The sequence below is a fragment of the Ochrobactrum sp. P6BSIII genome (assembly GCF_014138065.1).
Taxonomy (GTDB): Bacteria; Pseudomonadota; Alphaproteobacteria; order Rhizobiales; family Rhizobiaceae; genus Brucella.
On sequence record NZ_JACGXB010000004.1, the window covers coordinates 53,575 to 80,149 of the forward strand.

Consider the following 26,575-nt stretch of genomic DNA (forward strand, 5'->3'; position numbering starts at 1 on the left):
CCCCTCCAGTGGGCGCGGATTTCGACGGTGCGGGCAACAGCCTCGTTCCGTTCGTATATGAGGACAGGAATAAAAAATGATACGATCTGTCGTGCGGGGTATCGGTTCGGCATTGCCGAAGCGGGTCATGAAAAACACCGACTTTGAGGGTGTCATAGAGACCTCGGACGAATGGATCGTGCAGCGCACGGGCATTCGCGAACGCCATATTGCCGGCGATGACGAAACCACGGTTTCGCTGGGCGCAGCCGCCGCGCGTGCGGCAATCGAAAATGCAGGATTGCAGCCATCGGATATCGATCTTGTTCTGGTCGCCACCTCGACGCCGAACAACACATTCCCGGCCAGCGCTGTGGAAATCCAGCGTGAGCTTGGCATCACCTCGGGCTTTGCTTTCGACATGCAGGCTGTGTGCAGCGGCTTTATCTATGCCATCACGACAGCCGATCTTTATATTCGCGGCGGCATGGCCGAGCGCGTTCTGGTCATCGGCGCGGAAACTTTCTCGCGTATTCTCGACTGGACCGACCGCACGACCTGCGTTCTGTTTGGCGACGGCGCAGGCGCCGTGGTGCTGGAAGCTGCCGAAGGCAAGGGTCTGACCTCGGACCGTGGCGTTCTGGCTGCAAATTTGCGCTCGGATGGCAGCCACAAGGAAAAGCTCTATGTGGATGGCGGCCCTTCGACGACGCAAACCGTTGGCCATCTGCGCATGGAAGGCCGTGAAGTCTTCAAGCACGCTGTGGGCATGATCACCGACGTTATTGAAGCTTCTTTCGCGGAAACGGGCCTTACAGCGGACGATATCGACTGGTTTGTGCCGCATCAGGCCAACAAGCGCATCATCGACGCTTCGGCCAAGAAGCTGAATATCGCCGAGAGCAAGGTCGTCATTACTGTTGACCGGCACGGCAACACTTCAGCTGCATCGGTGCCGCTGGCGCTGGCGACAGCTGTTGCGGATGGCCGGATCAAGAAGGGCGATCTGGTCCTTCTCGAAGCCATGGGTGGCGGATTTACATGGGGTGCGGTTTTGCTGCGCTGGTAAGCCAATTGCCCCAAAATGAGGGCGCTCTGTCACGTTGGAAATCGGATCAGAAAAGAAAAGCAATAAAATTGATCCGCTGCGAGGGAACTCGCGGCTTGACCGAGCCGCTTTTATTTGTGTAACGTCCTGTCACGTAAGGATATTATCTGTTCAAACGCTAACCAGGTGGGTTCGGTTATGGGAGGTAAAACGGTCACGCGGGCTGATCTGGCAGAGGCTGTTTACCGTAAGGTCGGTCTTTCCAGAACGGAGTCGGCGGCTTTGGTCGAGATGATTCTCGACGAGGTCTGTGACGCAATCGTCAATGGCGAAACAGTGAAGCTGTCGTCATTTGCCACTTTTCAGGTCCGCGACAAGAACGAGCGTATCGGTCGCAATCCGAAGACCGGCGAAGAAGTACCAATTCTTCCGCGACGCGTGATGACCTTCAAGGCTTCCAATGTTCTCAAGCAGCGTATTCTGCAGGAACATCAGAAGCGCGAAACCAAGAGCAAATAATACGGATCGATGCCGCCCCAGTTTCCTCGGGCGGCATTTGTTTTTTCAGCTCAGGTGCAAAAGGTAGCGGTTTGCGCGTTCTGGCGCATGGCGCGTAATGACGGGTTCACGCTGCCGTCTCACTCCACTTACATCGCGGTTCGGTGGTCTGCTTCGCTGCAAAGTGGAGCGGCTGTGCGCATTTAAATTCGGCTGAGCCGTATTTAAGGACTGGCTACTGTGCCTCACCCATGTGAAGGGATGCGTATAAAGCTCTGATATTATATAATGGATATAGTGGAACGAATCATTTCGCTAATATTCGAATCCGAGAGCGCATAGGCTTTTCGGAAAGAGTTTCAGCGTGAAACGCCATCGGGTTTCAATCGGCGTTCGGACAGTATAAGTAGGCCACGGTTTTTGAAAAACTGGTGGCATTCCGCCTTATTGTCACTGTCTGCGTATCGTGCGGACCGCAAGTGGAATTTCAAAGCCTATACGGGTCGCTCGGTGAGCGGGCCGTTGCTGCTGGAAAGGGCAGGTGGATGGACAAGAGCCCTGATGCATTCAGGACGATCAGTGAAGTTGCGGAGGATCTCGATCTTCCCCAGCATGTGCTGCGTTTCTGGGAAACGCGCTTTACACAGATCAAGCCGATGAAGCGTGGCGGCGGTCGCCGCTATTATCGTCCAATCGATGTCGAGCTGCTCAAGGGCATTCGCCATCTGCTCTACGATCAAGGCTATACGATCAAGGGTGTGCAGCGTCTACTGCGCGAAAACAATCCACAGTTCATCATTGCTCTCGGCAATGGCGATGTGCAGGCCATTGAAGTCATTACGCGCCAGAAACAGGCTGCGGCTGACAAGCGTGCGGCGGAAGAGGCTGCCGATAGTGAAATGGCCCTGCCAAGCGGCATCAAGGCCCCGCAGCCCTCGCGCAAGCTGTTCGGTTTGCTGAAGGGCGAAGATGACGGCCCCATTGGCGCCGATGGCAAGCGCCCGTCCAAGGACAATCGCTCGCTTTTGCAGGAAGCGCTGTTCGATCTTCTGGAATGCAAGCGATTGCTGGATCAGGTGCGCTAGAGCATTTCCAGCAAAAGTGCGAAGCGGTTTTGCGTAGGATAATGCGTGAAAACAAATGGATAGAGCGGTTCCGACGATTCTGTTAAAACAGGAACCGCTCTGAGCTAAGCGGAAAGTGAAAAGGGAGGCTGGAGCCTCCCTTCTTTTTATCGTCAGCTGGATGAGAGTTTCAGTCCGATGATGCCCGCGAGGATGAGCATAACGCTTGCAACACGGAAGAAGCTTGCAGCTTCCCCAAGAATGAAGATGCCGACGACGAAAGCGCCGACCGCGCCGATGCCGGTCCAGATTGCATAGGCCGTGCCAAGAGGCAGGCTGCGCATGGCGATTGAAAGCAGCAGAAAACTGCCGATCATCGTGACCAGTGTGATGATGCTGGGCGTCAGAAGGGAGAAGCCTTCCGACTTTTTCATGAAGAAAGCCCAGACGACTTCAAGGATGCCGGCGATAGCCAGATAGACCCATGCCATTGTGAATGCTCCATATTTGGAAATGGGTAAAATCAGAGACTTAGACTGTTTCGATGAATCAGTTTCTAAAGGTCAGATGTGGTTCGCGCTGCCTGTTGCGAGAACGTGAAGCGCACGAAATCGCCAAGGCTGGCTGCGTAGCCGCCAATAAGTCTGGACCTGACGATGTGTTTGGTGGCGAATTGTTCGATTGGCCGTGACATAGGATACTCCTATGGGGCCGTCCCCTATGCGAACACAGGCACGGGTCGTCCCGCGCGCCATTTAAATAAGGTCTTAGCTGTGTTGTGGCAAGGTGCATAAGGATATTCTTGCCAACATAAACTTGATCACCACAGTCGTGGATCGGCGGCTATTTTCGGTTATCCTGTCATTCTTACTCACGATTATGCCGGGAGATCGATCGATGACCATCTCAAGACGTAATTTTATTGTTGCAGCATCTGCTGCCAGTGCGGGGATGGCGCTTTCGCCGCTGGACCTCGCCAGAGCAGCAGCCGACACGGGCAGTTCCAACGTGCAAAAGCCGTCACAAATTGAAAATCCGGGTTTCCATCGCTTCCAGCTCGGTGAATTTGAAATCACCACACTGTCCGATGGACGCCGGGCAAGTGAAGCGCCCGAGAAAACTTATGCGATCGATCAGGATCCGAAAGAAGTCGCAGCGCTGCTTGAACAGAACATGCTGCCTGCCGACCGGTTCGTGAACAGCTTTACGCCGGTGCTGATCAATACCGGCAAGGACCTCGTTCTTTTTGATACGGGCATGGGCGCTGGCGCACGCGCAAACGGGCTGGGCAAGCTTACCAGCGCACTGGAAGCGTCGGGTTACAAGGCCTCGGATGTTTCGCTCGTGGTGCTGAGCCATTTCCATGGCGATCACATTGGCGGTCTGATGGAAGATGGTAAACCTGCCTTCGCCAATGCCCGTTACGCAGCTGGGCAGAAAGAATTCGATTTCTGGACCGACCCCGCGCGGCTGGACAGCCCGATGAAGGGCGGTGCCGAGCTTGTCGGCAAGAACGTGAAGCCACTGGTCGAGAAGACGACGTTTCTGGAAGACAACAGCGAAGTCGTCTCAGGTATTCACGCTCTCGCAGCCTTCGGGCATACACCCGGCCATTTGATATTCCGCGTCGAATCCGGCGGCAAACAGTTGATGCTGATTTCCGACACCGCCAATCATTTTGTCATCACGTTACAGCGGCCTGAATGGCATGTGGCCTTCGATGTGGACAAGGAGACCGCCGTCACGACGCGCAAGCGCGTTTTCGACATGCTGGCGACCGAACGGCTGCCGTTCATCGGCTATCACATGCCGTTCCCGTCCGTGGCCTATCTAGAGAAGGATGGCGCGGGCTACCGCTATACGCCTGAGACGTACCAGCTTCAGGATAAGTAGTCCCGTTCAGCGTCCGCCTGCGCAGTTGTGCCAACCGCAGGCGGAAAGTGGGATACCGACGAGCGAGCACATTCAAGCTCGATTAGGTTTGGACATGCGCAATTTCCAGAACGGGCGTCTAATGACGCCTGTTTTGCCAAAGGAGATTGCCATGAAGACAGTCATTCTAGCCGGTGCCTTAACCACATTTCTCGTCAGTAGTTCCAGCGCTTTTGCGTGCTGGATGAGTAGCAATCCAGCTCAATGTTATGCAGTTGATTGCGACGCCAAGCCAAACTTCTTTGAAAGAGCGATGTGTAAAATCGGAATACTAGGTCAACCGGCTCCGCAAGGCTGAGATCGCCAATCGGTCAAGATTACCGTCGGTCCCGTTTAGCGTCCGCCTGCGACATCGATAAACGAGCCGGTCGTGTAACCGGGAGCGTCATTGAGCAACCAGTAGATGGCTTCAGCGACTTCTTCGGCTTTTCCGGCTCGTCCCATCGGGGTTCCGGCCCCCAGCTGTACCGCCCGGTCGGGATTGCCACCGCTGGCGTGGATTTCCGTTTCGATCAGTCCGGGGCGGACCGCGTTGACGCGGATGCCCTTGGGCGCAAGCTCACGCGACAGGCCGATGGTCAGAGTGTCGAGCGCGCCCTTGGCGCCTGCATAATCGACATATTCGAACGGCGAGCCGAGCTTTGCCGCCATCGAGGAAACGATGACGATGGAACCGCCTGGCTGAAGGCGGCGTGCCGCTTCGCGTGCGCAAAGATAGGTGCCGTAGACATTGACATCGAACATGGTGCGCAGGCGCTCTGCACTCATGTCGGCAAGCGGCATGGTCTGCGCGACGATGCCTGCGTTCAGCACGACGCCGTGCAACTCGCCGAACTCCTGCTCTGCGTCATTATAGATGGAAAGCACATCTTCTTCGCTGGAAATATCGCCTTGCAGGGCAATGGCTTTAGCACCTGCGCGCTTCAAGCTGTCGGTGGTTTCCGCTGCGGCTGCGGCGTTTCCGGCATAATTGAGGGCTATGGACCAGCCGTCTGCTGCACATCGCAACGCTGTTGCCTTGCCAATGCCGCGGCTACCGCCGGTAATCAGAATGTTTTTCAAGCTTGAACTCCTCCGCATGTTTCACGGTGGAGTTAAAACGTTTTGACGCTCCCCGCAAAGCGGAGATTGTGAATGGAAAACAATAAGGGGAAGGGAAAATGGTCGGAGCGGCGGGATTCGAACCCACGACCCCTTGACCCCCAGTCAAGTGCGCTACCGGGCTGCGCTACGCTCCGAGCCGGGGAAAGCCTTAGAATGCAAAGGAATTTTCCGCAAGCCCTAAAAGTGGCGAAATGGCAAAATGCGCACATTTGATCTTGGGAAAACTACCAGTGTCGCTATGTCCGCGGTGCCAGCAGGATGATGCAGGTACCTGCCAGAGCCACGCATGCGCCGGTGATATCCCAGCGGTCCGGTTTTGCGCCTTCGGCAACCCATATCCACACAATGGACGCGACAATATAGATGCCGCCATAGGCCGCATAGGCGCGGCCTGCCGTGTCGCTCTCAATCAGCGTCAGAAAATAGGCGAAGAGCGCCAGCGACGCCATGCCGGGTATAAGCCAGAGCGGCGACTTGTCGAGTTTCAGCCAGGCCCAGAAAGCAAAACAACCGGCGATTTCGCAGATTGCGGCGGCAGCATAGATGATGAACTGCACGATAGCTCCTATGCACGTGCCTGCTGGCGGGCGATTGGCGCGGTAGCGCGGGACATGCCTGTCTGACGCCGGTATTTATATTCAAGACCGGCGCAACCCCAGATGATCCCGAACAGCAGATAGAAATGCCGCCAATGGTCGGTATCGATGACATTGCCGATCAGCACGTGCCCCAGATAGGCGGCATAAGCGCAGAGCAGATAAGGCTGCCACGGTCTGTTGCGGAACAGCAGGCGAAAGCCGATGCCAAGCGTCATGAAGGTCAGCGTGACGAAGGCTGTAAAGCCGATCCAGCCATAATCGAGCGCGGCTTTGAGCCAGTTATTATGCGTGTCCTCGCCGAACATCGGGCCGAATTCCAGCGGCCCGATACCGAGTGGATGTTGCGTGGCAAGCACCATGCCATACCAGTGACGGGCGAAGCGTCCCATGCGGTCGGCGTCATAGCTTTGTTCGAGTTGCGCACGTTGCAGAAAGAAATCGCCGATACCGGGGATTTCAATGAGGATCAGCAATCCCACCGCTACAGCGGCAACTGCAAGCAATGCAATCAGGATCAGGCGTAAGCGAAAGCGGTTATTGCTGGCTTGCAGACACAGGGTAAGCAGGATCACCAAGCAGGCGAGGGGCACCATGGCCCAGGCTGCGCGTGAAAACGAGAACAGGACGCCGAGTGTCAGGATGGCGGCGGCAGGCAGATAGACCAGCATATCGCGCGCGCGTCCGGTCAGAATGCGGTAGACGGCCCAGCTCAGCGGCATGATGAGGAACGGGCCGAACACGTTCGGGTCCTGAAAAGCGCCCTTGGCGCGACCGTAGCGCGTGAAGAGGTCTGCTCCGGGAACGAGGTTGAGATAACCCACAATGCCAAGAATCGCGGCTATCAGACCGACGAACAAATAGGCTTTGAAGATCGTCTGCAACCGCCGGTAATCCATCTCGATCATTGCGGCGAAGAAAACCGATGTGAAAGCGAGAAACAGCGAGACGGCGATATAGAGCGGGGCTTTTTTCAGGTCGGCCATCTGCAAGGTCGAGATGACACCGCCGAAGTTGAACACCGCAAGGATCGCCAGAAGAACGAGGTTGGTTCGGCTCAGGCGAAGCCCGAACAGCAGCGCAACGGCAATCAACCCTGCCATATAGACTTCATAAGGGGCTGGCTCACTGAGCACGAAGCCCAGCAGAAAGACCCCGAACCCAACCGCAAAATTGACGATCAGGCGGTTCAGCGCCCGGCGCTGATGCACTGTCGCGCCAGCATTGGACGCGGAATTATGCATCGGCGCAGCTATGGACGCAGCCTGGCTCAATAGGCGTTTTCCGTATTGAGAAGCCGAATGGGCGTCAGGAAGAGAATCTTGAGATCAAACCAGAGCGACCAGTTTTCAATGTAATAAAGGTCGTATTCTGTGCGCATCGTGATCTTTTCTTCATTGTCGATTTCACCGCGCCAGCCATTGATCTGGGCCCAGCCGGTTACGCCTGGCTTGACGCGATGGCGTGCAAAATAGCCGTCGACAACTTCGTTATAGAGAAGATTGTTGGAATGCGCGGCCACCGCATGAGGACGCGGGCCGACCAGCGATAGCGATCCGGCGATAACGTTGAAGAACTGCGGCAGCTCGTCGATGGATGTCTTGCGGATGAAACGACCGACGCGGGTGACGCGCGGATCGTTTTTTGTGACCGCATTGCGCGCTGTCGGGTCGCATTGCTCGGTATACATCGAGCGGAATTTCCAGACATTGATGACTTCATTGTTGAAGCCATGGCGCTTCTGCTTGAAGAAAACCGGCCCCTTGCTGTCGAGCTTGATGGCAATGGCAGCGCCAATCATGATCGGCGACAGAACAACGATCCCGACAATACTGAAGGCAATGTCGAAAATGCGCTTGGCGACGGAATCCCAGTCGTTGATCGGCTTGTCGAAAATATCCAGCATCGGCACCGAGCCGACATAGGAATAGGAGCGCGGACGGAAGCGCAGGTGGTTGTTGAGCGCCGACAGGCGAATGTCGACGGGCAGCACCCAGAGCTTTTTGAGAAGTGCCAGAACACGGGCCTCGGCACTGATCGGCAGCGAAACGATCAGGAGATCGATATGGGCGATACGCGCAAACTCGATCAGTTCGTTGATGTTGCCAAGCTTCGGATAACCGGCAACGACGGGCGGCGAACGCTTGTCGTCGCGGTCGTCGAAAATACCGCAAATACGGATATCATTGTCTGGCTGCTGTTCGAGCGACCGGATCAGCGTTTCGGCATTGGGGCCGCCACCGACGATTACCGCGCGGCGCTCCATGGTGCCGTTGCGGGCCCAGCGGCGTATTTTCCACGCAATGATCAGGCGGGAAATCAGGATGACGGCAATGGCGCTGACCGCCCAGATGAGGAACCAGCCACGCGAGAAATGGGCTGAAATCTTGAAGAGAAAGCCAGCCACTGCAAGCGTGCCAAGCGTGGCCGCCCAGCTGATGATCAGCCGTCGCAGATGGTGGGTGGGGCTTCGGAGAATATTGACCTGATAGCCGTCATTGATCTCCATCAGCGCGACATAGAGCACGCCGCCAGCGACGATGATCAGCGGATAATAAAGCAGATAATTGCTCTGAAGCCCGACATAATAGCCAAGGCTCAATATGCCCATCAGGAAGATGAGGCCGAACTCAACCAGACGCACAACGCCGCTCAGCATGAGCGGCGAAAACGTGTCCCGCCTATATTGCGCAGCTATGCTCTGCGCCAGGGGGCTGAGTTCCACCGGTTCTTGCGGCTTCGAATCCTGCTTGGCGCTGGCTTCGATAGCCTTGCGTCCAAATGGAGAAAAAGCATCATTGTCCCGCACGATAATGTCCCGCTTATCAGTTTACAGGAGTATGTGTATCGTCAGATTCCTAAGAAATCTCTGAGCACGCAGGTATCGGACCTGCTTGGTACTCACGAATGCGTTTCACGGTAAATCAATTCTATAGAATGCGCCATGGACTCAACTCCAAATCGTTCACGAAGTCGTGAATTATCGGGCATTTGCGCGCTGAAACTGTCTTTTCCGCCCCTCGTTTCCCGGATTTTAGCGACAAGCGCTTCCACTGCCGGTTCGAACAAAGCCGGCGATGCAGGGCCGAATATTTCGGGAATGCCGCCAACGCGGCTGGCAATGACGGTTTTCCCGGCGGCAAGTGCCTCCAATACAATATAGGGGAACGCCTCCGCACGGGAAGGGACGACCATCATATGGCCGAGCGCAAATGCATCGCGCGCAGCCATGCCGGGCAGGAAATGGACGTTTTCGTCGAGGTCGAGTTCAGCGGCAAGTGCCGTAAAGACTGGCTTTTCGGAACCGTCGCCGACAATGGTTGCGCTGAGCGACAGGCCATCCTGATCGCGAAGCTGCGCCAAGGCGCGGATCAGAATATCCGGGCCTTTCAGATCACGCATCGTGCCGACGAACAGAAGGTCGCTGGCTTCGGGCGCATCGGGTACGGGGATGAATTCGTCATCGGCAAGGCCGTTATAGACGACCGCGTGGAGGCCGTGGGGTCGTCCGACCTTTTCCTCATAGGTTCGTTTCTCGAAATTGGAAACGAACATCACCGCATCGGTCATGGGGGCAAGAAGCCGCTCAACCAGAAAGACAGCGCCGCCACGGCGCGTCTTCCGGTCAAAATGCAGGCTTCCGCCATGCGGTGAATAGATACGGGCTACGCGAGACCTAAAAACCCGTAGAACAGAGCCGAACAGCCGGGCATAGACGCCGCCTTTGGCGCCATGTCCGTGCAAGATGTCCGGCCGCAATTTCTTGACAACGCGGTATGCTTTGAGTGCCGCCGCTGCATCGCCGATACCAATATGGCGTTGCATGGCAATTCTATGCAGGCCAAGCGCAAGCTTTGGCCGCAATTCTTCTAGAAGCGCATCCTCCCTTGGACCGCCTGTTGTTGCGTCGCAGACGATCCCGACAAGGTGACCTTTTTCCGCTTGTGCGCCGACCAGATCGCGGACATGGCGGAACAATCCGCCAGCGGGCTCGCGAAAGCAGTGGACGATACGCGGAGGGGAAACAGTGTCGTCATCAGCCATCAATCGCCATCAGAACAGACGTTCGCGGACATAAATCGTATCGCCAGGCAGGATCGGATCGGAGATCAGAACCCGGCCCGTCAGCACCTTGCCATTGAACTGGCGGGTGATGTCGGCATTTTCTTGATTGGCGCGCGGGCTGTAACCGCCTGCGGCTGCAATCGCTTTCTGAACGGTCATGCCCGGCACATAGGAATATTGCCCGGCTGCGCCCACTTCACCCATCACGAAGATTGGACGATAGCGGTCGATTTCCACGCTGACGTCAGGATCGCGCAGATAACCGCCGCGCAGTTTCGATGCAATCAGGCCTTCAAGCTGCTTGGCTGTCTTGCCGCGCGCTGGAATGCTGCCGACAAGCGGGAAAGCCACATAGCCTGCCTGATCGACACTATAGGTGTTGGTCAGGCTTGCTTGTTCAAAGACGGTGATGCGCACGCGATCGCCTGCATCCAGCATATAGGGCTGGTTCAGCGCTTCATGAAAGGCTGGCGGTGCAGGGCGATAGCTCGTGCACGCTGACGACAGAGTGATCGCCGCAAGACCGAGCGCCGTGAGCAAAGCACGGCCTGTACGCTTGTTGTGAATTTTCTTCGCCATCATGTCTCGCCTCGGTATCCCCGAAAAGCATCGCCCGCATTTATGGAAACTGATCGTCGCCGAAGCGCGGCCAGATGAATTCCTGTCACTGCGTTATCGATTGATTAGGGTTAATGGCTGGTAAAGATGTGCCGAGATGGTCAAAAAACTTTCCGGAAAAAGGGAAGGGTAAGGCAACAGAAGTATTGGAAGGCCGCGACAGCTATAGAAAACGGCTTTGCCACAGCGTGTGTTAGCGGATGCTTGAATAGCGCTGAAATCTCAGAGCTTAACCCTATGGTTACCTTAAGCGTTTACTTTTCCGGCCGGAAATGGGTATGCGACCTGAAGGGGAATGACGATTGTCAGTAATCGACGGGCGCCTGCGGAGTAACGAAATGGCGGAAGTCGATTCGTCGTTGAAAGACGCAGACATCGATATAGGCGCGCTTTTTGGAAGCTTGCGCCGTAACTGGCTTTTGATTGTTGGTGGCGCTCTTTTGATAGCGGCGCTGGCCTGGATCATTTGTCTGCTTTTGACGCCGGATTACCGCGCCGAATCTCGTATTGTGATTGAGCCTCGTGAATCCGTTTTCACCCGTCCGAACGGCGATAACCCGGCTGAGCGCCCCTTGCTCGATCCGGAAGGTGTTAAGAGTCAGATTGAAATTCTGACATCCGGCGATCTTCTGAAACGTGTTTCGGACAAGCTGAACCTGACCGGCAATGATGTGTTCATCACAACCGAGGTGAGACCATCCAGCCGCGTCCTTATTCTTCTCGGCATGATCGCCGATCCGGCGAAGCTGTCGACGGACGAGCGCGTCCAGCTGCGACTGCGCAAGAATTTGCAGGTTTATAACATCACCGGGTCGCGTGTTATCGTCGTGCAATATGCTTCGACAAATCCGCAACTGGCAGCTCAAATCGCCAATACCATTGCGGAAGAATATGTCGCGCTGCAAAGCGCAGCTAAACTGCAATCCAATGACGATGCTACCAATTGGCTGGCGCCGGAAATCGACGATCTGCGGGCGCATGTGCGTGATGCCGAGAAAAAAGTGGCGGATTACCGCGCCTCACGTGGATTGCTGACCGGACAGAGCAACAATACGATTGCATCGCAGCAGCTTTCCGAAGTTTCGACAGAACTCACCCGCGTTCGCACCGACCGGGCCACGGCAGAGGCGAGGGCGGCGAGTGTTCGCAAAGCGCTCGCCGCTGGCACGCCGGTCGATACGCTGCCCGAAGTTGTGGCTTCCGGCATGATGCAGCGGCTTGCCGAGCGTCGCATTGAGCTGAATGCGCAGATTGCCGATCTGTCGACGACGCTTCTCGATGGCCATCCGCGCATCAAGGCGTTGCGCTCCCAACTCATCGACCTCGACCGCCAGACCAAGGCGGAAGGTCGCAAGCTGCTTGCCAGCCTTGAAAACGATGTTACCACAGCGAAGTTGCGGGAAGACGAGCTGGCGCGCGAACTCAATCGCGTCCAATCGCAGGCCGCACAGGCGGGCGATCAGGAAGTCGAGCTGCGCGCGCTTGAGCGCGAGGCCGCAGCGCAGCGCCAGCTTCTGGAAACCTATCTGACCCGTTATCGCGAGGCGGCTTCGCGTATCGATCGCAATTATGTGCCTGTCGATGCACGCATTCTGCCAGGCGAAACGCCCGCACTGCCATATTTCCCAATGGTTCTGCCAACTGTTGCGGCAACCTTTGCGGCAGCCTTGCTGCTACTCTCGATCTTCGTGTTGCTGCGCGAACTGTTTAGCGGACGCGCCTTCGTCACAGCCGACGGCCGACGCGTCGAGGCTGTCGAAGAAATCGAAATGCCGGTGATTACGGCTGCTGCCAAAGCCGCCGCAGTTCCGCCGACAGCATCCGAACAGGGAGAGGGAATCGTTGCTCCGCGCCGTTCCTGGACAGTGCCTTTTATAACAAGATCGTCTGGCTCTGACGCACGGACGACACCTGCGCCATCGGCGAAGGAGACGACCATGTCTGCACCGAAGAACCCGAACGGCGTGGAAGCCATTGCCAATCGTCTGCTTGATGGCCGCGATAAGCGCATTGTGGTGGTTTCGCCCGAAGGTGATGAAGCGTCAGCGACAACTGTGCGTCTGCTGCGCGACCTCGCTGACCGTGGCAAGCGCGCTCTTCTGGTGGATATGACCGCGCAGGGTACGGTGGGAAGCGCAATGCTGGATGGGCATAAGCTGCCTGGCATTACCGAACTTCTGATTGGCGAGAAGCGCTTCAACGAAGTGATACACAGTGACCGTTTCTCGCAGGCGCATGTCGTGCCGCTGGGTGCGGCGGACCCGGTTGAAGCCATGCGCTCCGTTGATCGCCTGCCGCTTATCCTCGATGCGCTTGAGACTGTTTATGACTTCGTGATCGTCGAATGCGGTCCGTCTTCCGCCGCACAGATTCGCCGCGTGGCCGAAAACGACGCGACAGTTGTGATGAGCATTGTCGATCCAGAGAACAATGATGTGGCGCTTGCTGCGCTCGATCTCGATCAGGGCGGTTATGAGGATGTCGTTATTCTGGTGGACGATAAGAACCCGCGGCCACATGTGTAATTCGATTCAAAAACAGCGCCTTATACTGAAAAGCTGAATCAAAATCGCAACTTACTTCCGGGCAAGCTTTGCCCGGATGCGTTTGGCGAGCCGCCAGAGCCGGGGATTACGCTTGATCGTGCCGGCGACGGTGCTGCGTGCGGCTTGCAGCGCCACAAAGAGCCTGCCTTTCGCCGAGAGCGGCAGAACGGTGTCGAAGATTTCAAGCTCGATGTCGCACCAGTCGCGCTTATAAGGTTCGTCCCCCACACCGAAACTGTAGACCGCATAACCGGCATCGCAACAGCGCTTGATATCTTCGAAGAACAGAAACTCACCGGGGCTCGCATGGGCCATATCGTCATCGGCAATGGCGGCAAATTCGGCAGTCGGGCCGCTCGCTGTCAGGTTTTTGCCGACGATAGAGCGGATGATGCCGCCCACTTCCAGAAAGCGTAATTCGCAGACTGGCGCTTGTGCCGTGAGACCCTGTCCGTAGAACGCTTTGAAAAATGCCTGTATCGCCTTGTCGGCAAAGGGGTCGCTGATGCCCATCTGCCGGAAGCGCCCGGCTTTCATAACGAAGAAAAGATCAAGAACCCGGTCGGATTCTTCCGGTGTCTGCGGCTTTTCAATTCGCCAGCCGCCCGCTTCTTCATAGCGGCGCTCGTGCTGACGGTGCTTTTTCAATCTCCGGCGGCGGTTGGTGCGGTCAAGCACGGCATCAAAACCGCCATCGAGCGAGACCATCAGGACTGGGTTGGGGTTTCGTTTCTGCCCCAGCGCAAAAAGCGGATTGTCGATATCGTCAACGGCTTCAAGTTGACGCGTCAGCGATAGCGCGTCGATATCCGGTCGCTCTTTGCGGATAGTGGCAACAAGCCGTTCCAGCGCCTTGCGGCTGACTGCGGATGCTTGTGCTCCATTTAACCACGGGAAATTACCATTGGCATGGTTTCCACCGGGATAGCGCGCGATTTTCATGCCGTTCTGGCGGACAACTTCCAGAGGCAGGAGAAGAACGGGACGATCACCATCGAAAATTCCGGCGACGAAACAGTCGCTGTTGACGCAACGGTGCCAGCAATCGATCCAGGCAAAGGACTGCGGCGCGCCATGCAGGGCTGGTCCTGATGCCCATAAACGCTCGATTTCGGAGAAATCGCTGATAATGCGTTCCGTAAGCGTGGCCGATCCCGCTATTTTGCCCCGCTCAGTCATGCTGCGATGCGCCCCTCGGAATATGTCAGAGCTGCTTTTTACGCGGCGGCTGCGCCATCCACCAGATAATCGCCATGGCAGGCAGAACCCAAAGCAGGCCCGACGCTATGAAATAGAGCAGATGCACCCATGCCGGAGAATTGCCGAGATGCGCGACGGCGATGATCGTGGCCAGAATCGCATAGACGATGACCAGCGTTACCAGCAGAAATGTGCCGATCAGTTTCTTCAGCCTTACGGGCATGATTGCGTCTCTCCTTTTCCCCGCACCATCACTAACCGCTGTACCCCGTCTGCGAAAGGGCAAAAAACGCGGCGGCATGTCGCGTAGGCTTGCCTTGTAACTCACGGGTCGATGCTGCATGTATCCCTCCAGATGTTTTGAAGGATGAACGGCATGACGGCAGCATCGATGGCGCAGCGCGGAGAGCGAAGCTCAAGAACGTCGAAGGACGAACGCGACCGGCGCCTTGTGCGTTACTGGCTTTATGTGGTTTTCGTTGTGCTGATCGCTATCGTGATGGTGGGCGGCGCCACCCGAATGACCGGCTCCGGCTTGTCCATCACCGAATGGAAGCCGATCCACGGTGTTATTCCCCCGCTCAACCATGCGGAATGGGTGGAAGAGTTCGATAAATACCGCCAGATCCCGCAATATCAGCAGATCAACAAGGGCATGGCCCTTGAAGAGTTCCAGTATATTTTCTGGTGGGAATGGGCGCATCGCCTGCTGGCCCGCTTTGTCGGTTTCCTTGTGGCCGTGCCGCTGATCTTCTTCTGGGCGACAGGTCGCCTGAAGGGTGGACTGAAATACCGTATGCTGGGTCTTCTGGCGTTGGGCGGGTTTCAGGGTGCGATTGGCTGGTGGATGGTCGCGTCCGGTCTCAGCGAGCTTACCAGCGTCAGCCAATACCGGCTTGCGATCCACCTCACCACAGCCTGCGTGATTATTACGGCGGTCTTCTACATTGCGAGAGGGCTTGTGACCTATACGGAGCGCCCGGCCGAGCGGTCGGTGCAGCGCTTTGCCGGATGGCTGGTCTTTGCCGTTCTGGTGCAGATCTATCTCGGCGGTCTGGTTGCCGGGCTGCATGCTGGTCTCACCTTTAACACCTGGCCCTTGATGGATGGCGCGATTATCCCATCCGATCTGTTCATCCAGTCGCCATGGTGGCGTAATCTGTTCGAAAACCCGAAAACGGTGCAGTTCGTGCATCGCATGTTTGCCTATACGGTTCTGGTTCTCACCGTTCTCCACGCCGTTCAGGTCTGGAAAGATGCGCCGGGTACAACCCATGCGCGGCGGACGGTTGTGCTGCTCGGCCTCGTGCTGGTGCAGGCTGTGATCGGTATTGGAACGTTGCTGATGAGTGTGCCGCTGCATATGGGCCTGACGCACCAGTTTGTCGCACTGATCGTGCTGGCTTTCGCGGTTGCGCATTGGCGCGCCACAAAGGGCGCTTACGCGGGATAAGTCGTCTGGCGCAAATATCTCAGCGCGGTGGCGATCTTTAGCTCCCGCGCTTCGTCAGTGTGATTGCTGTCCTCGCGGTGCCAAGCGGCTGAAAGACAGCCATAGGCAAAGGCATAATCGAGAATATAGGACGGCGCGCGACCGATGATCGGCGCGAAATGCTCTGCCATGCGTTTTGCACGGCCAAGGTCGAGACAAAGATCGTCACGATCCAGTGGATTGTAGAAAATATTGGCGGCATCGAAAGCTGCATCGCCGATCAACCCGTGTGGATCAATCGCAAGCCAGCCACGCGGCCCTTGCATGATATTCTCGTGGTGAATGTCGCCATGCAGCGGAATGGGCTGATGCGGTGTCGCCAGGAGCTGCTTTGCAAGCGCTGTGGCCTCCGCGTAGAGCGGCGTCTGGTCTGCGACGGCGAAAAGGCCGGAGAAATGCTTGTCGAGCGGTTGCAGGTCTGACGGCACAGGTTCGGGCGAGGGCGTATGCAGCGCGGCCAGAACTTGCCCGAAAATCACCAGGCAATCCGCATCGTGGCCGTCTTTGAGGTGTTGATCGAGATGATAGCTGCCGGCATATTCGAGCAGCATCGACGTGCCTTTAAGATCGTACAGACGCGCCGCGCCGTGCCCATCCTGCCAGCGCAGATAATGTGCGCCGCGCATTTCCTCCAGCCCGGCTGGTTTCAACTGCTTGATAACAAAAACCTCGCCCGGATGATCGATGCGTTCGACCTTCCAGACGAGGCTTGAATGCGTATCCGCCAGCGGTTCGAACGAACCGATATTCCATTCGTCAGGGAATACCGGTTCAATCGTCATCAGGCTTTGTCGAGCATGAGGTTCATGTTCTGCACAGCCGCACCCGATGCGCCCTTGCCGAGATTGTCGAGCAGGGCGACCAGATTGACCTGATCGTCGCCTTCGGTGCCGAAGACAAAGAGCTTCATGCCATCCTTGCCAGCAAGCTCTTCCGCATCGACACGGGGAAGCTTGGCGCTTTCTTCCAGAGGTACGACTTCGACGATGTCCTGACCGGCATAATGCGCGCTCAAGGCAGCGTGAACCTTTGCAAGCGATGGCCTGCCTTCAAGCTCATTCAGGAACAGCGGAACCTGCACGATCATCCCTTGCGGGAAACGTCCGACACTCGGGCTGAAGATCGGGCGACGGTCAAGGCGTCCATGCAGCTGCAATTCCGGCACGTGCTTGTGATGCAGCGGCAGGCCGTAAAGGAAGTTGTTGGAAGCCAGATAGTCTGGATTGTTCTTGTCTTCCATCTGGGCGATCAACTGCTTGCCGCCGCCCGTATAACCGGAAACGGCATTGACGCTAACGGGATAGTCAGGCGGCAACAGCCCAGCGTCACGCAGCGGACGAATGAGCGCAATTGCGCCAGTCGGATAGCAGCCCGGATTGGCGACGAGGCGCGCCTCGGCAATGCGCTCGCGCTGGCCTTTGGCCAGTTCGGCAAAGCCATAGGCCCATTCCGGATGCACGCGGAATGCGGTCGACGTATCGATGATCCGGGTCGAATTATGGTCCCGAAGCAGGGAAACGGCTTCCTTCGATGCATCGTCAGGCAGGCACAGAATGGCAATGTCGGCAGAGCGCAGATAGTCGGCGCGCAAATCCTTGTTGCGCCGCTCGGCTTCCGGGATTGAAATCACTTCAAGATCGTCGCGCTCGGCCAGACGGCTGCGGATTTGCAGGCCAGTGGTACCGTGTTCGCCATCGATGAAGATTTTCGGTTTCATGCTTTTGCCTTTTGATTTCATAAAGTTACGACAAATTCCGGAATCGGTTTTTCAACCGCTTGAATCAATTTCTCAACCGCGCGAAAGCGGCGCCGTCATCGTCGTTCTTTCTGTTCTGCCAGCAGGCCCAGATAATACATCGCAATTGTGGCTCCAGCGATAGCCGTAATATCGGCATGATCATAAGCTGGTGCAACCTCGACCACATCCGCACCGACAAAGTCAAGCGGTGTGAGCTTGCGCAGGATCGACAGCATCTTGGCCGAGGAAGGGCCGCCAGCTACCGGCGTGCCCGTGCCGGGCGCAAAAGCGGGATCAAGGCAATCGATATCGAAGGTCAGATAGGTCTTCTTGCCAGCCGTGCGCTTTAGAATGGCGTCGGCAATCTCCGCCGCCGTCATATCTTCGACTTCGTGGCCGTAAATGATCTTGATGCCGCAATCGTCCGGCGCATGGGTGCGAATGCCGACCTGGATGGAGTGGTCCGGGTCGATGATGCCGTCGCGCACTGCGCGGGCAACGAAGGAACCGTGGTCGATCCGCTTGCCGTCATCGAACCAGGTGTCCTGATGCGCATCGAACTGCACCAGCGCCAGCGGGCCGTATTTCGCGGCATGGGCTTTCAGAAGCGGCCATGTCACGAAATGGTCGCCGCCAAGCGTTAGCAAAAACGCGTCGGATTTGAGGATTTTTGCCGCTTCGCGCTCAATCGTGGCTGGCGTCTTGTAATGATTGCCGTAGTCGAGCAGGCAGTCGCCATAGTCGATGACCGCGAGATTTTCGAACAGATCACGCTGGAACGGATATTGCGGATCATTGTCGAAAATGGCCGATGCGCGCCGGATGGCCTGCGGGCCGAAACGCGCGCCGGGCCGGTTTGACACCGCGGCATCGAACGGAATGCCCCAGACAACAGCTTCCGCGTCTTTGAGCGATTTCGTATAGACGCGCCGCATGAAAGACAGCACGCCCGCATGGGTCGGGTCTGTCGCAGCGCTTGTCAGGCTGCGTGCGGTGAATGCGTGATCAATGGTCTTGGATGGCATGGCCGTTTCCCGATGAAGCTCAGACTTCTATAACCGGTCATTTGAGAAATTGGGAAGAGGTTTTAATCCCGATCGAAGCCGTAGGCGCGTTCGATACGACCAATACGGACGCGATAGGTTTCATACCATTGCTGGCGACCAAGCTTTTGCGCCACGAGATGATCCACTTCGCGCTTCCATGCCCGAATACTGTCTTCATCCGCCCAGAACGAGTTTGTGATGCCAAAGCCTTCCGCATCGCGGGCGCTTTCGACGCCAAGATATCCGGGTTGTTGCGCCGCGAGTTCGGCCATGCGCACCGCCATATCGCCATAGCCATCGTCGTCACCAATGCGCTGCGAAGCGAACGTCACAACGTAATAAGGCGGCTCCGGTGTGACGGCAAAGCGGTCGGATGACATCGTGCTGGCTCCTTGCTGGCTGATTCCTGAAATCCATAACAAAAAGCGGACCCGAAAGCCCGCTTTTCCGTATGCACAACGCGATATCCGCCCGTTCGCGGCGCGTTAGAAGTTGACCGCAAGATTCACTTTGATCGCGTGATCCTGCATCCCGTGCGCGACTTGGCCCCGGTATTGCAATCCAAGGGACGTTCTCTGCGTCAGGTTGAAGTCCAGACCGGCCTGTGCGTAGAGCACATCGCGGCTGAGGGGCAGTCCGGCAACCATGAAGCCGGGGTTGTTTCCAAAATTCAGCATCGTTTCCGGTTGGGTATAGCTATTGCGCTGCCAGCCGAGAGCGACCTTCGTATTGACGCTGGTATTCTCGGAGATTGCATAATTGTTCGAAAGACGGATGCCGAGATAGTTGCTCAACAGGCTGCTGGTTGCTCCAGAGCCAGAGAGGGGCGTCACAGCTTCATTTTCAGTGAAGCTATTGGTTTTCGCGTAAGCGTAGGAAATCCCCGCAAAGGGTTCTAGAAGCACCAGCCTGGTGTCTATATTGTAACCCAGCTCGGCAAATCCCTGGTAGCTGCTGGCTTTGTAGCTTGCGCGATTATCGTTGGTGATTTCCTTGAAACGGATCGTACGCTTGCTGTCGATATCATGCAGGTTTGCGTTGCCTCCGAAGGTCAGGCTGACATTGTTCCATACATAGCTGCCATAGGCGCCGATCTGATAGCTATCGACACTCGCGGATGACAGGCCGCTATTGAGTGAGGATTGCATATAGCCGCTAAAGAGGCCCAGCAACCAGTTGTCGGAAATATGGCCGTCGATACCAGTAATGAAACCGGTGGCACTACGGCTTATGCCCTGCGCCTCTCCGTCGCTCTGGAAATGCGCTGTGGAATTATAGGCCTGACCCCAGACACCGTTCTGAAGATGAGCATCTGGTGACTTCACCGCCCGCCCGTAACGACTGTCCGACAGGCCGTTCATGCGCTGCATGACGGCTTCGCGTGGCAACTGATTGTCGTACAGAAGCGAGGTCAGTGTGGACGCGTAAATATCGCCGGACAACTCGGTATAGGCTTCCGACAAATTGTCCTCCACCCGTGACGTCAAAACGTTCTTGTAGAGCTTGTTGTCGCGGCCGAGTGCCTGCAATGCGTCGGCAACATTTCGTTGCTGGTTGCCTGCTGCGTATACTGAGAACCTTTTTTCCTGCTTTACAAAGGTGACGCCAACTTCATTCTGTTTATAATCAAGCTCTTCACCGATGAAATTATATGTCGGTGAAACCTTGTTGAAGCGCCCCGTGATGCCATTGTCTGCTTTCAGGAAAATGCTGCTTTTGCCCAGTCGAGCAATAATCTCGTCAACAGTCAGCGGGACGCGTTTCTTGTCTCCGTCAAACATGACGCCGCCGGCTAGCTGCGCTCTATTGCTGCCATAGAGCAGAGATGTGCTGCCGTCGGTACCCACACCGATATCAAGCGTGCTACCGTCCTTCAGGTCGATGTCACCATTGACTTTCAATGTCTTCGTGCTGGATGTGCGGAAATCGCCCGGCGCGACATGAGCACCATTTCCCGCTGTTATACCTCCGGTCAAGCCGGTGCCGCTTAGCGTGCCGCCGGAATGAACCAGAACCGGCGAGGTGATCGAACCGTTGACCATCAATTCGCCAGCGTAAATGTCGGTTTGTCCTTTATAGCTGCTCTGGCCGTTAAGGACGGTGGTGCCTCGTCCGACCTGCTGTACACGGCCATCGCCGGTAATTTTGCCATCAAAATTGAGCACATTACTGCGGTTGAAGGACAAAAACGCGTCCTTCTGCATCAAACCGACATCGCCAATGATGGAGCCGGTTTTACCGCCATTGCCAAGCTCCAGCCCGCCTTCGAGAACGAAGCTGTTGCCGGTATATTTGTTCTCTCCCGTCAGCGTCAGTTTTCCAGACTGCATTTTGTAGAGCGATCTGTTTCCATCCAGATAGCCCGCTACGATTTTATCGGATGTAGGGAAGAAAAAATTGCGCTCGGTTTTGAATAATCCATCGGGAGACCGGACGTAGAAACCCGCGAGATCGGGGTTGGACCAATATTCCCGCATATAGTTGGCGATGTAATTGTGTGTCTGCGTGGTGGGGTGAATGTCGTCCCAGAATACATGTTCGTTCTGTATCGCGGAACCTCGCCGTTGATTAAAGCATGAGGGTGTATCCACGCAACTACTGGTGGCATCTGAGAAGCCGAAAATCTTGGGGTGTTTCAAAACCATATCGAGCACATTGCCTATCTGGGGAGCGTAGACCACGGCATCCGGGTGTTTTCTCCTGAATGCGGCGATACTGTCGGCAATGGCGTGATTGAAATCGGTTGTTGCTGCTTTCGATGGGATGCCGGGTGAGTTTGCGTAGCGTGGAATTTTTGAAAAGTCAGGTAAGTCAGGCACAAGAAACTGCCTCGCCCCAGCCCGATAGAGGCGTTCAAGCGCGTTGGATAATTCATTGCCGCTATACGCCGCCTTTTCTCGGGTGGAGACGCCATCGTCAAGTGCGTCCATGGCGTCATTGCCGCCTGCCCATACGGAGACGATGCTGCGAGGGGAGATGGCATTCTTTCCGTGAATGAACTCATTCACCTCGTCCGCAATAGACGGGATTATCCATGATTTCGCACCGTCGGCACTCTGATATTTCGTTCCACCGATGGCGTAGTTGACGTTGATGTCGCGGTTTGGGGTGTTGTCACCAAAATCGTCGGTACGACGTCGACCAAAAAAAGGAGGGTCCCACTCAAACCCGAATATGGTGCCTCGCTTTTGATTTCGGAAGAGGTATTCGTTCCAGACGCGACCGTTGCTGAATCGTCCATCAGTCGTAACGTGTCCAGTGAGTGCCGTAACATCATCATCAAACGTACCGTTATCGCTTAAGCTGTCGCCGAAGATGATAGCTCTGTTGAAATAGGTTCTCTCGTCATTATCGGTTATGCTTTGTGAATAGGCCGCCGAAGAAAGTAAAATTTGAGAAAAGGCGAGTGAAGCCAATAAAATATTGGACTTTAAAATAGAAATATTTGTCAAAATGTTTATCCAGGAAATTATATAATAAAATTAAATGAAATATAAAAAGAAATAAGAATAGTGTAAATGAACCTCCTTTGAATAGGGGGTGGAGGGTCGTAGAAACCAAAAAAGCGAGCCTTGCGGCTCGCTTTTTTGCATATCAAGACGACAGGAATATTATCGTCTGAAAATGTAACCCCAAGCGCCGGAGCGCTTGGGTGATTTTTAAACGGGCCAGCGCTTTGAGAACTGGCCCTAAGCGGATTAGCGCTTCGAGAACTGGAACGAACGGCGAGCCTTGGCCTTACCGTACTTCTTACGTTCGACAACGCGGCTATCGCGGGTCAGGAAGCCACCCTTCTTGAGAACCGTGCGCAGGCCCGGTTCGTAGTAGGTGAGGGCCTTCGAGATGCCGTGACGAACGGCACCAGCCTGACCGGACAGGCCGCCACCAGCAACGGTAGCAACGATGTCGAACTGGCCAGCGCGGTTCGAAGCGATGATCGGCTGCTGAAGGATCATCTGCAGGACCGGACGTGCGAAATACTTTTCGAATTCCTTGTCGTTGACGGTGATCTTGCCGGAACCCGGCTTGACCCAAACGCGTGCAACGGCGTCCTTACGCTTGCCGGTGGCATAAGCGCGGCCCTGTGCGTCCAGCTTCTGGACGTGAACCGGAGCGGCAGCTTCGGTCTTGGCAACAGTGCCGAGTTCTTCGAGCGAGTTGAGCTGCTCAGCCATGATTATGCATTCCCTTTGTTCTTGCGGTTCAGCGCTGCGACGTCGAGGACTTCCGGCTGCTGAGCTTCATGCTGATGGTTCGGACCTGCATAAACGCGCAGGTTCTTCATCTGGCGACGGCCGAGCGGACCGCGTGGGATCATACGCTCAATAGCCTTCTCGAGAACGCGTTCCGGGAAACGGCCTTCGAGAATCTGGCGAGCAGTGCGCTCCTTGATGCCGCCCGGATGGCCGGTGTGCCAGTAATAAACCTTGTCGGTGTACTTCTTGCCGGTCAGAACAACCTTGTCGGCATTGATGATGATGACATTGTCGCCATCGTCAACATGCGGGGTGAAGGTTGCTTTGTGCTTGCCACGCAGGCGATTGGCGACGATAGTTGCGAGACGACCAACGACGAGACCTTCGGCGTCGATCAGTACCCACTTCTTCACCACTTCAGCCGGCTTCTGAGAAAAAGTTGCCATTGAAGTCTTCCTTAGACTAATCCCCGACATTGTATCAGGGCTTTTTTTGTTGCTTGTGTTGGAGCGATCCAACCCGAACGGGCGTGCAAAAGATAAGTTTCGCGCGCTTCCGGCGGGTCGATACACAAACTCTGCCCCGCCGTCAAGTCCCGCTTTTGCGTGGTTATTATAAAATCATAATAAAATCAATGGCTTGCATATTTGGTATTATAATACCGCATCTTTTTGCAGCTGTTTTAGCGAGGCGGGATTGAATAGGTCGCAGTTGCATGGGCCACCAGCTCGCCGGTCACGCCATCGGTCAGGCTGATGTCGAGGACGGCCAGGCGCTTTCCAAGCTTCAGAAGCCGCGCAACAGCTTCCACCGCGCCGGGCGACGGCTTGCGCAGAAAGTTGATGTTGAGATTGGTCGTCACGGCAAGCGCGACCGGCCCGATATGCGCCAGTATGGCCGCATAGGCCGCGACATCGGCGAGCGCGAAAAGGGCAGGACCGGAGACTGTGCCGCCGGGGCGCAAATGTTGCTCATCGGCGTGAAGGCGCATCGTGGCGGAGCCTTCGTCAATTGCAACAATCTCGAAACTGTCACCAAGCTGCGGAAACTCGCGCTTCATGAAGGCGCGCAGGTCGTCGATATCCATCACCGGGGTTGGGCTTGTGTGTCGTGCCATATTGATATTCATCCAGTCCTCCCAATCTGTATAGCAATAGAAGCGTGAACCATCGTGTTGCAAGCGGCATCCGCTCGTGCAAACGATAAACACAGTCACGCAGTTGAAGCCGGTAAGGAAAGATATGAACAATCCGTCTAACGACCAGATTCGCGACATTCTCCAATCCGTCAAAACAATTGCGCTTCTTGGCGCTTCGCCGAAGCCGGAACGGCCAAGCAATGGCGTGATGGAGTTTCTGCTGTCCAGGGGCTACCAAGTCATTCCCGTCAATCCGGGGCAGGCCGGCAAGGAAATCCATGGCCAGCGCGTTGTGGCACGTCTGGCCGATATTGAAGAGCCTGTGGATATGGTCGATGTGTTTCGGGAGCCTTATTCGCTGCCCGGCATCGTCGATGAAATTCTTGCGATGGAACCGCGTCCGTCGGTTCTGTGGACGCAGCTCGGCGTTGTTCACGATGAGGCGGGCAAGCGCGCTGAAGAGGCCGGGCTGAAAGTCGTCATGGACCGTTGTCCGGCAATCGAATATCCGCGTTTGATCGGCTAGCCGTTTGAAGTCGAAATAAATTTCCGCGCTTTGCTGTGGCTCGAAAAAATCCTCCTTTGCTTTCTTTGGGGCAAAGCCTAACGTCCGCTCTCAAAGAGTGGCATTCGTTATCAGGAGGAATAAATGTCCAAACGTTCACCCGGCATAGAAACACTGGCCGTTCACGCAGGCGCAAAGCCGGATCCGACGACGGGCGCGCGTGCAACGCCGATCTATCAGACGACATCCTTCGTGTTTGAAGATGCGGATCATGCTGCCGCCCTGTTCGGTCTTCAAGCGTTCGGCAATATCTATACGCGCATCACCAATCCGACGACGGCAGTGCTGGAAGAGCGCATTGCTGCGCTGGAAGGCGGCACGGCAGCCGTTGCAACGGCATCGGGGCATGCCGCGCAGCTGCTCGTTTTCCATACGCTGTTGCAGCCGGGCGATAATTTCGTTGCCGCACGCCAGCTTTATGGCGGTTCGATCAACCAGTTCGGTCAGTCCTTCAAATCCTTCGGCTGGCAAGTGCGCTGGGCCGATGCCACCAACCCGACCGATTTTGCCAAGCAGATCGATGACAAGACGCGCGCGATCTTCATTGAAAGCTTCGCCAATCCGGGCGGTATTGTCGTGGATATCGAAGCGATTGCCGAAATCGCCCATAAGCACGGTCTGCCTCTGATCGTCGACAACACGCTGGCTTCACCTTATCTCGTGCGCCCGATTGAACATGGGGCTGACGTTGTGGTGCATTCGCTGACCAAGTTCATTGGCGGTCATGGCAATTCGATGGGCGGTATTCTCATCGATGGTGGAACCTTCGACTGGGCGAAGTCGGGCAACTATCCGCTTCTGACAGAACCACGCCCGGATTATGCCGGTCTGGAACTGCACAAGACCTTCGGCAATATTTCTTTTGCCATTGCGGCCCGCGTGCTGGGACTGCGCGACTTTGGCCCGGCAATTTCGCCGTTCAATGCGTTCCAGATTCTGACCGGCGTCGAAACCCTGCCGCTCCGCATGCAGCGCCATAGTGATAATGCGCAGAAGGTTGCGACCTGGCTGCATGGCCATGAGAAGGTGTCGTGGGTGAATTATGCCGGTCTGCCGCACGACAAATATCATGCGCTGCAGCAGAAATACTCGCCAAAGGGCGCGGGCTCGGTTTTCACCTTCGGTCTCAAGGGCAGCTATGACGCAGGCGTGAAGTTCGTGGACTGCCTCGACCTGTTCTCGCTGCTTGCCAATATCGGCGATACCCGCTCGCTGGTTATCCATCCGGCTTCCACCACGCATCGCCAGCTAAGCGATGAGCAGAAAGTGGCAGCGGGTGCTGGGCCGGATGTCGTGCGTCTGTCGATCGGCATCGAGGATGCAGACGATATCATCGCCGATATCGAACAGGCTCTGGCCAAGGTCTGATCGGATGAGCCGGTTTCTCGACTTTGACCTGACGGGCATTGAACCAGAGGAGGGCGCTCCCTTGCCGGAGCGCATTCTTTCCGGCGATCCCAAATTCCGGACATGGAATCTGGAAGAAAATGCCGAGGGGACGCTCTTTGCCGGCATATGGGAAAGTACGCCCGGAAAATGGCGGATTGAATATGACGAATGGGAGTTCTGTCACATTCTGTCTGGCCGCTCCATTGTGAGCGAGGAGGGCGGAGCGAGCCGGGAAGTCAAGGCGGGCGACAGTTTCGTCATCCGCCCGGGCTTCAAGGGTAGTTGGGATGTGCTGGAAACCGCCCGCAAGGAATATGTGATCAAGCTCTGACAAAAGAAAAGGCTGCGAAATTCGCAGCCT

Annotated in this window: 27 protein-coding genes and 1 tRNA gene; 9 read left to right on the forward strand and 19 right to left on the reverse strand. The window is 56.0% G+C overall.

What is annotated here, in order from left to right:
- Positions 1 to 76: 76 nt before the first annotated feature.
- From FHW00_RS06645 to FHW00_RS06655, 3 genes are all read left to right on the forward strand, one after another.
- Positions 77 to 1,048, forward strand: coding sequence for a beta-ketoacyl-ACP synthase III (locus FHW00_RS06645; protein ID WP_078340511.1), 972 nt, complete (start codon positions 77 to 79; stop codon positions 1,046 to 1,048).
- 177 nt (positions 1,049 to 1,225) lie between these two features.
- Entirely contained in the window at positions 1,226 to 1,546 is a 321-nt protein-coding gene (locus tag FHW00_RS06650) for an integration host factor subunit alpha (RefSeq protein ID WP_078340512.1), read from the forward strand.
- Positions 1,547 to 2,070: 524 nt separating this feature from the next.
- Positions 2,071 to 2,610: a MerR family transcriptional regulator gene (locus tag FHW00_RS06655; RefSeq protein WP_078340513.1), complete on the forward strand. Its 540-nt coding sequence runs from the start codon at positions 2,071 to 2,073 to the stop codon at positions 2,608 to 2,610.
- Positions 2,611 to 2,762: 152 nt separating this feature from the next.
- On the opposite strand, the gene sugE is transcribed toward FHW00_RS06655, so the two are convergent.
- The gene (sugE, locus tag FHW00_RS06660; RefSeq protein WP_078340514.1) at positions 2,763 to 3,080 is read right to left on the reverse strand and encodes a quaternary ammonium compound efflux SMR transporter SugE; all 318 of its coding nucleotides are present in this window, start codon (positions 3,078 to 3,080) and stop codon (positions 2,763 to 2,765) included.
- Positions 3,081 to 3,145: 65 nt separating this feature from the next.
- Positions 3,146 to 3,283 (reverse strand): hypothetical protein, encoded by a 138-nt coding sequence (locus FHW00_RS06665; protein WP_162762702.1) that lies wholly within the window; start codon positions 3,281 to 3,283, stop codon positions 3,146 to 3,148.
- 203 nt (positions 3,284 to 3,486) lie between these two features.
- Between FHW00_RS06665 and FHW00_RS06670 the strand changes: the two genes are divergently transcribed.
- Complete coding sequence (locus FHW00_RS06670) at positions 3,487 to 4,482, forward strand: MBL fold metallo-hydrolase (RefSeq protein ID WP_078340515.1); 996 nt, start codon at positions 3,487 to 3,489, stop codon at positions 4,480 to 4,482.
- Positions 4,483 to 4,854: 372 nt separating this feature from the next.
- On the opposite strand, the gene FHW00_RS06675 is transcribed toward FHW00_RS06670, so the two are convergent.
- The 7 genes from FHW00_RS06675 to FHW00_RS06705 form a co-directional block, all read right to left on the reverse strand.
- Positions 4,855 to 5,583 carry an SDR family oxidoreductase gene (locus FHW00_RS06675; RefSeq protein WP_210189491.1) on the reverse strand — a complete coding sequence of 243 codons (729 nt, stop codon included), beginning with the start codon at positions 5,581 to 5,583 and terminating at the stop codon, positions 4,855 to 4,857.
- Positions 5,584 to 5,682: 99 nt separating this feature from the next.
- Positions 5,683 to 5,759 (reverse strand) — tRNA-Pro (locus FHW00_RS06680).
- Between the two features lie 102 nt (positions 5,760 to 5,861).
- Positions 5,862 to 6,182 (reverse strand): YnfA family protein, encoded by a 321-nt coding sequence (locus FHW00_RS06685; RefSeq protein WP_078340517.1) that lies wholly within the window; start codon positions 6,180 to 6,182, stop codon positions 5,862 to 5,864.
- A gap of 8 nt (positions 6,183 to 6,190) precedes the next feature.
- Positions 6,191 to 7,465: an O-antigen ligase family protein gene (locus FHW00_RS06690; protein ID WP_078340545.1), complete on the reverse strand. Its 1,275-nt coding sequence runs from the start codon at positions 7,463 to 7,465 to the stop codon at positions 6,191 to 6,193.
- Positions 7,466 to 7,491: 26 nt separating this feature from the next.
- Positions 7,492 to 9,030, reverse strand: a complete 1,539-nt coding sequence (locus FHW00_RS06695) for an undecaprenyl-phosphate glucose phosphotransferase (RefSeq protein WP_078340518.1) — start codon at positions 9,028 to 9,030, stop codon at positions 7,492 to 7,494.
- Between the two features lie 92 nt (positions 9,031 to 9,122).
- On the reverse strand, positions 9,123 to 10,265 hold the full coding sequence (locus tag FHW00_RS06700) for a glycosyltransferase (protein WP_078340519.1): 1,143 nt from the start codon (positions 10,263 to 10,265) through the stop codon (positions 9,123 to 9,125).
- Positions 10,266 to 10,274: 9 nt separating this feature from the next.
- Positions 10,275 to 10,865: a polysaccharide biosynthesis/export family protein gene (locus FHW00_RS06705; RefSeq protein ID WP_371836102.1), complete on the reverse strand. Its 591-nt coding sequence runs from the start codon at positions 10,863 to 10,865 to the stop codon at positions 10,275 to 10,277.
- A 377-nt stretch (positions 10,866 to 11,242) separates the two neighbouring features.
- Here FHW00_RS06705 and FHW00_RS06710 point away from each other — a divergent pair, with 377 nt between their 5' ends.
- Positions 11,243 to 13,429: a GumC family protein gene (locus tag FHW00_RS06710; RefSeq protein ID WP_078340521.1), complete on the forward strand. Its 2,187-nt coding sequence runs from the start codon at positions 11,243 to 11,245 to the stop codon at positions 13,427 to 13,429.
- A gap of 51 nt (positions 13,430 to 13,480) precedes the next feature.
- Here FHW00_RS06710 and FHW00_RS06715 read toward each other — a convergent pair whose 3' ends face one another.
- Together FHW00_RS06715 and FHW00_RS06720 are read right to left on the reverse strand one after the other, a co-directional pair.
- On the reverse strand, positions 13,481 to 14,629 hold the full coding sequence (locus FHW00_RS06715; protein WP_113534772.1) for a GNAT family N-acetyltransferase: 1,149 nt from the start codon (positions 14,627 to 14,629) through the stop codon (positions 13,481 to 13,483).
- A gap of 25 nt (positions 14,630 to 14,654) precedes the next feature.
- On the reverse strand, positions 14,655 to 14,873 hold the full coding sequence (locus FHW00_RS06720; RefSeq protein WP_078340522.1) for a DUF2842 domain-containing protein: 219 nt from the start codon (positions 14,871 to 14,873) through the stop codon (positions 14,655 to 14,657).
- 153 nt (positions 14,874 to 15,026) lie between these two features.
- Between FHW00_RS06720 and FHW00_RS06725 the strand changes: the two genes are divergently transcribed.
- Positions 15,027 to 16,103, forward strand: a complete 1,077-nt coding sequence (locus FHW00_RS06725) for a COX15/CtaA family protein (protein WP_078340547.1) — start codon at positions 15,027 to 15,029, stop codon at positions 16,101 to 16,103.
- Here FHW00_RS06725 and FHW00_RS06730 read toward each other — a convergent pair.
- The 8 genes from FHW00_RS06730 to FHW00_RS06765 all read right to left on the reverse strand — a co-directional run bounded on the left by FHW00_RS06730 (position 16,091) and on the right by FHW00_RS06765 (position 24,251).
- On the reverse strand, positions 16,091 to 16,924 hold the full coding sequence (locus FHW00_RS06730) for an aminoglycoside phosphotransferase family protein (RefSeq protein WP_078340523.1): 834 nt from the start codon (positions 16,922 to 16,924) through the stop codon (positions 16,091 to 16,093). The genes FHW00_RS06725 and FHW00_RS06730 overlap by 13 nt on opposite strands.
- Positions 16,924 to 17,859, reverse strand: coding sequence for an N-acetyl-gamma-glutamyl-phosphate reductase (gene argC / locus FHW00_RS06735; protein ID WP_078340548.1), 936 nt, complete (start codon positions 17,857 to 17,859; stop codon positions 16,924 to 16,926). The genes FHW00_RS06730 and argC overlap by 1 nt, the downstream gene beginning before the upstream one ends.
- 95 nt (positions 17,860 to 17,954) lie before the next feature.
- Positions 17,955 to 18,905, reverse strand: coding sequence for an agmatinase (speB, locus tag FHW00_RS06740; RefSeq protein WP_078340524.1), 951 nt, complete (start codon positions 18,903 to 18,905; stop codon positions 17,955 to 17,957).
- 62 nt (positions 18,906 to 18,967) lie between these two features.
- Positions 18,968 to 19,306, reverse strand: a complete 339-nt coding sequence (locus FHW00_RS06745) for an antibiotic biosynthesis monooxygenase family protein (RefSeq protein WP_078340525.1) — start codon at positions 19,304 to 19,306, stop codon at positions 18,968 to 18,970.
- A 105-nt stretch (positions 19,307 to 19,411) separates the two neighbouring features.
- Complete coding sequence (locus FHW00_RS06750) at positions 19,412 to 22,378, reverse strand: autotransporter domain-containing protein (RefSeq protein WP_078340526.1); 2,967 nt, start codon at positions 22,376 to 22,378, stop codon at positions 19,412 to 19,414.
- A gap of 246 nt (positions 22,379 to 22,624) precedes the next feature.
- On the reverse strand, positions 22,625 to 23,101 hold the full coding sequence (gene rpsI / locus FHW00_RS06755) for a 30S ribosomal protein S9 (RefSeq protein ID WP_078340527.1): 477 nt from the start codon (positions 23,099 to 23,101) through the stop codon (positions 22,625 to 22,627).
- Positions 23,102 to 23,103: 2 nt separating this feature from the next.
- Entirely contained in the window at positions 23,104 to 23,568 is a 465-nt protein-coding gene (gene rplM / locus FHW00_RS06760) for a 50S ribosomal protein L13 (RefSeq protein ID WP_078340528.1), read from the reverse strand.
- Positions 23,569 to 23,804: 236 nt separating this feature from the next.
- On the reverse strand, positions 23,805 to 24,251 hold the full coding sequence (locus FHW00_RS06765) for a PaaI family thioesterase (protein ID WP_078340529.1): 447 nt from the start codon (positions 24,249 to 24,251) through the stop codon (positions 23,805 to 23,807).
- A gap of 112 nt (positions 24,252 to 24,363) precedes the next feature.
- On the opposite strand from FHW00_RS06765, the gene FHW00_RS06770 reads away from it, so the two are divergent.
- The 3 genes from FHW00_RS06770 to FHW00_RS06780 all read left to right on the forward strand — a co-directional run bounded on the left by FHW00_RS06770 (position 24,364) and on the right by FHW00_RS06780 (position 26,545).
- Entirely contained in the window at positions 24,364 to 24,786 is a 423-nt protein-coding gene (locus FHW00_RS06770; RefSeq protein ID WP_078340530.1) for a CoA-binding protein, read from the forward strand.
- 123 nt (positions 24,787 to 24,909) lie between these two features.
- The gene (locus FHW00_RS06775; RefSeq protein ID WP_078340531.1) at positions 24,910 to 26,193 is read left to right on the forward strand and encodes an O-acetylhomoserine aminocarboxypropyltransferase; all 1,284 of its coding nucleotides are present in this window, start codon (positions 24,910 to 24,912) and stop codon (positions 26,191 to 26,193) included.
- Positions 26,194 to 26,197: 4 nt separating this feature from the next.
- On the forward strand, positions 26,198 to 26,545 hold the full coding sequence (locus tag FHW00_RS06780; RefSeq protein WP_078340532.1) for a cupin domain-containing protein: 348 nt from the start codon (positions 26,198 to 26,200) through the stop codon (positions 26,543 to 26,545).
- Positions 26,546 to 26,575: the final 30 nt, after the last annotated feature.